The organism is Slackia sp., from assembly GCF_977041755.1.
On the sequence record NZ_CDRRGL010000110.1, the window covers coordinates 1 to 5856 of the forward strand.

Genomic DNA, 5856 nt, shown 5'->3' on the forward strand with positions numbered 1-5856 from the left:
TGAACAGCAGCATCATCGCGATGTCGCACAGAATGCCAAGCGCGAGCGTAAGGCCGAAGCCCTTGACCGATGCGCTGGCCAGGAAGAACAGCGTGAGCGCGGAAACAAGCGTTACTAGGTCGGCGTCGATTGAGGTCAGGATGCCGTGGCGCACGCCCGTGATGGACGCGGCGCGCACGCTGCGGCCCATGCGAATTTCCTCGCGGAAGCGCTCGAGCGTAAGAATCGACGAGTCGGCGGCCATACCAATGGTGAGCACGACGCCCGCGATGCCCGCCATCGACAGGCTGAACAGGCCGAAATGCGAAAGCAGCGCCAAAATACCCAAATACAAGCACGCGAACACGGCCATGGCGGCAGCGGTGATGAGACCCAGGCCATGGTAGAAAAGAAGCAGGTAGAGCATAACGAGCGCCAGGCCAATTGCGGCGACGAGCACGCCAGAAGCAAGCGCGTCTTGGCCAAGCGTCGGGCCAACGGTTTGGCTCTGCGCGTATTCAAAGCTCACCGGCAGCGAACCCGACTCGAGCACGGTTTGCAGCGCCTTGGCTTCGTCCATGGTGTAGTTGCCCGTGATGGATACGTTGCCGCCAGAAATCACGCCTTGCACAGCAGGAGCGCTTTGCACCTTGCCGTCGAGGATGATGACGATTTTGCCATGGTCGGCCGCGAGGTCGCGGGTCGCTTCTTCAAACGCCTTGGCGCCCTCGGAATTCAGCGTGATGTCGACCGCGTAGTTCGCCGACGCCTCGCTTTCCTTATCAACCGTCACGCGCGTGATGTCGGAGCCGGTCACGAGCGGCGTGTAGGTGCCCTCAGGCACTTCGAGGTCGTAGCTCTGTTTGCCCGTGGGGAATTTATTGCCGGCCGCGTCGGTCACGGTTTCCTGCGTGACGTACTGGCCGTTGTCGATCTTGGTCTTCACCGATTCGTCGGTGAAGGAATCGAGGCGCGCGAACTCGAGCTTGCCAGTACGGCCGATGGTGTCGAGTGCGGCCTCGGTGTCGGAAAGGCCAGGAATCTGCACGAGGATTTGGTCGTTGCCCTGCAGCGAAACCGATGCCTCGCTCGCGCCGAGCGCGTTCACGCGGCTCTCGATGATGGAGCGCGACTTCTCCATGTCTTCGCTGGAAACGGCATCGCCTGAGGTGCTCTTCGCGGTAAGCACGACCGACAAACCGCCCTGAATGTCGAGGCCTTGGTTGATCTTTTCCTGAGGCGGCATAAACGCGAACACTGACCCCAGTACCAAAAGCACGGTGGCGACGATCAGCCACACATTGCGGCGATTCACATGCTGCGACGTTTTCTTCTTGCGGTCGCGAGCAGGCTTGAGGCTTGCTGCCTCGGCTTTTTCGGACTTCATACGGCTCTTTCCGTGACGTGTCGCCCCTGCGCATAGGCGCAGTAAGGGCAATTTTCTATAGAACCTTTTCATTATGCCACATCAAGGAGAATCGCGGGTAACTTTCATCTACAGGAGCGCGCGTACGGTGGGTTTACGCATTGATTTGCGCATTTTCGCACCGCAAAAGCCGATATGCCTACCCTTCGAGAAGGCAGCGAAGATATGCGGCAGCGGCGCGGTAGAACGGCTCGCGCGCCTCCGATTCGCATGACGCGCAGAAATCGACGACCCAGATCTCAAGGTGTTCTTCGATGAACTGGGAATACGCTGCGGCGGCGGAGCCTCCCGGCAAATTGGAATCGGCGAGGGCGCGCTCGCCCGCCGTGCCTGGCAGGCCCGCCGCGCGCAGGGCGAGCGCTTCGAGCAGCTCGCATTCGGTGGCGATATGATCGAGCGGATTGTTCTTGCCCTCGGAGCGTGTGAAACCGCACGCCTTCACAAAGCGCTCGACTTCCATGGAATGCGGGTTCACGAACAGCAGCGGTTTCACGCCATCGGCCTTCGCGCGCCACACACCCTCGTAGGGGCTACACGCAGGTTCGGTCGGCCCCACGAACAGGCGCGTCGCCTCGGCGCGCAGGCGATGGAAAAAACGATCGATCGCATCGGAGCCGCCGAGGACGTTGGGCGATTCGGCGGAATCGGAGCCACTCTTCCCGGAAAAGTCGACACCTTCCGCAAGCTCCTTGGGCAGCTTTGCATCCAACGCCCCGCACACCTCGCGAGCCGCATCGGCCCATTCTCCGCATGCAACGGCCTCGGCCAGCTCTCGCGTAGGGTGGCGGAAGCTAAACGCAGCCAGCTCCCACGCCGTCGCGCGGACAGTCCACGCCTCGCTCGAAATGCTCTCCATCGCCAATCCTTTCTGTCTATTTTTGGAAACGCCTAATCTTTCGCCTTCAACATGCTCACAAGCTTACCCGCATGGCTTGCCGCGTGCAGCAAAACCAGCGCAAGCAGCACTTTCGCCGAAGCTGCGTGCAGTGGGTCCCACACGAAATACCCCGGCGCGAACAGGCCTGCCGCCGGCAACACCGTGGCGCTGGTGAGCGTACCCGACATCACGCACACGGCGAGCGCCAAAAACAGCGCCGCGTCGAGCGCAATGCGAACGACGGCAAGCAGAGAGCCTCGTCGCACCGCCATGCCAAGGCCGGCCAGCGCATCGAGGCTCGCCGCCACATGCAAAAGCAGCCCCGCGAGCGCGCCAAGTCCTGCCCATTCATGGGCGGCTATCCCTGTGAACTGGGGAAGCACCGCCGCCGCGAGCAACGCAGCCGCTGCGATGTCGAGTGAGAGCTTCGCTTTCTTCGGCATGGCCTACCCCACCTTCTTCAGAAGCACGATGAGCCCGCCGAAAAACACGACCGGGCCGAGCACCCACAGGTTCAGGCTCGCGTCCGACGCGCTCCGGTAGCCGCCGCCCACGAGCGTCTCCCACGCGTGGCACTCGACCGACGCGCACGTCGATTCGGGGCAGGCCATCTCGTGGATGCCGTCGGGGCTTGGCACGTGCGCGTAATCGTGGCACTCGCCGCTCGCGCAGCCCGTCGCCGGGCACGGCGAATCGGCGGCAATCGCCTGCGGGACGCCGACGCTTTTCGACGAAACGCTCGCCGCGGCAAAAACGCAGACGCACGCCAGCGCAAATGCGGCGATAACGCATATAAGCTTTTTTGCCATGGCGAACCTTTCGGAAAAGGAGCCAGGCGCGGCCGGGATTGGGGAGGCGCCGCGCCTGGTTATACGGGAGAGAAGTATGGGCTATTTATCGCCCGCCGGCTTCAGGGGCAGGTATTTCAGCCCCAACAGCAGGAACAGCACGCACATGGCCAGCACGCCGGCCGCCACGACGAACTCGATGGGCTGCGGCGCGTAGACCATGCCCTGGTAGGCGCCGCTGAAGCCAGCCTGCCAGTTGGTGATGGTGTACTGCGTGGTGACGCCCGGCATGTCGAGGTTCGGAATCTGGAAGCCGCCGACCAGGATCTGCAGGCGCTTGCAGAACACGCCCACGATTGCCAGGGCCGAGGCGGCCACGACGCCGGCATCGGTGCGCAGCTTAGGAACCACCAGAATGGCCACCGAGACCGCCATGAGGATGATTTGCGTCCAGAACGCGGGCGCCAGCGCGCCGGAGGTGAGCATAGTCACGACCTCAGCGCCCTCGCCGCCGAAGTATCCGCTGGTCAGCAGGTCGCAGGCGTAGAAATACAGGTCGACGAGCACGAACACGGCGAGCATCTTGGCGAGATTGGTGACATGCTTCTGCTCAAGCGACAGGTAGCCGGCGCGGCGCAGCGCCAGACACACGATGAGCACGAGGCCCGTGCCGCAGTCCAGAGCCGAGGCTACGAACCACGGGCCCATGAGCGCGGTGTGCCAGAACTCGTGCGCAGGCGCCAGGCTGAAGATCCAAGCCGTGACGTTGTGCACCAGGATGGCCACGATGAGCGCCACCACCGAGATGGCGCGAATGGCAGTGTGGGACAGCTTGCCCGCCTCGTGGCGCAGGTACGCCCACAGGTAGACAACCGACAAGATGAGGTAGGTACCCAGCACCAGAATGTCCCACATCAGCGGGCTGGTGAAGTTCGAGTACACGAACAGCTCCCACAGGCGGGCCGGTCCGCCAAGGTCGACCACGACGAAGCCGATGGCCGCGCACGTGCAGCACACGCTGGTCCAGATGGCCACCTTCGAGATGCCGCCGAAGCCCTTCATGCCGAAGGCGTTGGGCACGCTGGAGATGATCAGACCACCGGCCGACAAGCCCACGAAGAACATGAACATCGTGATGTAGAGGCCCCACGAGTCCAGGTTGCGCATGCCCGTCTGCACCATGCCGCCAGAAAGCTGCACGGCCCAGCAGGCGATGCCGGCCACGGTAATGACCGCAGCCACGGCGATGGCAACGGTGAGCCCGCGCCCGCCCCAGGTCTCGCGCTTGGGTTTTGTTGCGGTGGGGGCCGCAGTAACGTTCTCAGTCATAATTGGCCTCCCTTACACCAGGTAATAAACGGACGGCTTCGTGCCACGGTCGGGCAAAAGTTGCACGTACTCGCGCTCGCGAATAAGCTTCGAAACTTCGGAATCAGGGTCGTCGAAATCTCCGAAATAGCGAACGCGCGCCGGACAAACTTCAATGCATGCGGGTTGCTTGCCTTTTGCTAGACGATGCCAGCACATCGTGCACTTCTCAACGACATGCTTCTGATGCTTCGGGACATCTGCGTCGCCCATATCTTGGCCGATAGCATACTTCGGTTCTTCCCAATTAAACGAGCGCACGCCGGTATAAGGGCAGGTCGCAATGCACATGCGACACCCGATGCACTTATCATAATCCTGGCGAACGGCGCCCGTTTCAGGGTCTTTGTAGGTTGCTCCAACCGGGCACGCCTTCACGCATGCCGGGTTTTCGCAGTGCTGGCAATTAACCTCGATGTTGTTCATCGTAAGATTCGGGAACTCACCAGCAGGAGTGTCCTGGTTTTCGCCACCATCGGTCAAAACGCGAGCCCACCAAATGCCATCAGGCAAATTATTCTCAACTTTGCATGCGACGGCGCAGGCATGGCACGCGATGCAATTTTTCATGTCGATTACGTATCCAAGATGCATTATTGAGCACCTCCATCCCACACGCGAACTTCGCAGAGCACGTCCATGAAGTTGTTGTTCACAGCAAAAGAGTCAAACTCCGTCGAACTCAATTGCGACCAGCCGCCAGCTTTGTGTTGGCTAAGCTGCCAACCTTTCGGATACACCATGGTGCCCGGGCGAATCGCCTGCGACAGCACGGCCTTCGCAACCGCAAAGCCGCGGTCGTTGTAGCACTCGACGTAATCCCCGTTCTTAATGCCGCGATCATCGGCATCTTTCGGGTTGATTTTCACAAATGGCTCGGGATCGAGCTCGCGCAGAAGCGGCACACTGAACCACTGCGAGTGAACACGATAACGCGGTCGCTCGCTCATAAGAACGAGCGGGTATTTCTTGTACAGCTCGTTTTCGGGCCACGCCTCCAACGGGGGGAACCAATGGGCCATGCGATTGGTCTCGATTTCTTCTGCCGTCGGCACCTTCGTTGTAGCGGCGCGGGGCAGCGGATTCTCGCGATAAAATTCGAAACGTCCCGTCGCCGTGCCGAATACGCCGTTTTCATACGCGATATGAGGTTTCTTTTCGGCATCGCCGGGAACGACGCGCACCTGTTTCTTTTCCCTCAGGTCCTCCACGGTCTGCCCAAGCGCTGCGCCAATGGGGGTGTCCATCATTTCCTTGAGGATGCCGCCGTTGTCGAGCGAGAAATAGTCACCCAGCCCCAGCTTCTGCGCGAGCTCTGAAATAATTTGTGGATCGGGCTTGCTCTCATACAGCGGGTCGATCGCCTTCTCGTTGTAATTGAGACTCGACGTTTGGCCCGCGTTAGAAACCTCCTCGAG

At 61.0% G+C, this 5856-nt stretch carries 7 protein-coding genes; all 7 read right to left on the reverse strand.

Translation table 11 applies throughout. The features are described from left to right. Positions 1-1366: protein translocase subunit SecD (gene secD / locus ACWI8T_RS07645; RefSeq protein ID WP_449138505.1), on the reverse strand; the 1366-nt coding region annotated here is incomplete at its 3' end. A gap of 178 nt (positions 1367-1544) precedes the next feature. Beyond that, on the reverse strand, positions 1545-2261 hold the full coding sequence (locus ACWI8T_RS07650) for a TorD/DmsD family molecular chaperone (RefSeq protein ID WP_449138506.1): 717 nt from the start codon (positions 2259-2261) through the stop codon (positions 1545-1547). Positions 2262-2293: 32 nt separating this feature from the next. Further along, complete coding sequence (locus tag ACWI8T_RS07655) at positions 2294-2725, reverse strand: DUF4405 domain-containing protein (protein ID WP_449138507.1); 432 nt, start codon at positions 2723-2725, stop codon at positions 2294-2296. A gap of 3 nt (positions 2726-2728) precedes the next feature. After that, a complete protein-coding gene (locus ACWI8T_RS07660; protein ID WP_449138508.1) occupies positions 2729-3091 on the reverse strand; it encodes a hypothetical protein in 363 nt (120 codons plus the stop codon). Between the two features lie 81 nt (positions 3092-3172). After that, positions 3173-4399, reverse strand: coding sequence for an NrfD/PsrC family molybdoenzyme membrane anchor subunit (nrfD, locus tag ACWI8T_RS07665; protein ID WP_449138509.1), 1227 nt, complete (start codon positions 4397-4399; stop codon positions 3173-3175). Between the two features lie 12 nt (positions 4400-4411). After that, on the reverse strand, positions 4412-5008 hold the full coding sequence (locus ACWI8T_RS07670; RefSeq protein WP_449138510.1) for a 4Fe-4S dicluster domain-containing protein: 597 nt from the start codon (positions 5006-5008) through the stop codon (positions 4412-4414). Positions 5009-5031: 23 nt separating this feature from the next. Next, on the reverse strand, positions 5032-5856 hold an 825-nt coding region (locus ACWI8T_RS07675; protein WP_449138511.1), incomplete at its 5' end, for a molybdopterin dinucleotide binding domain-containing protein.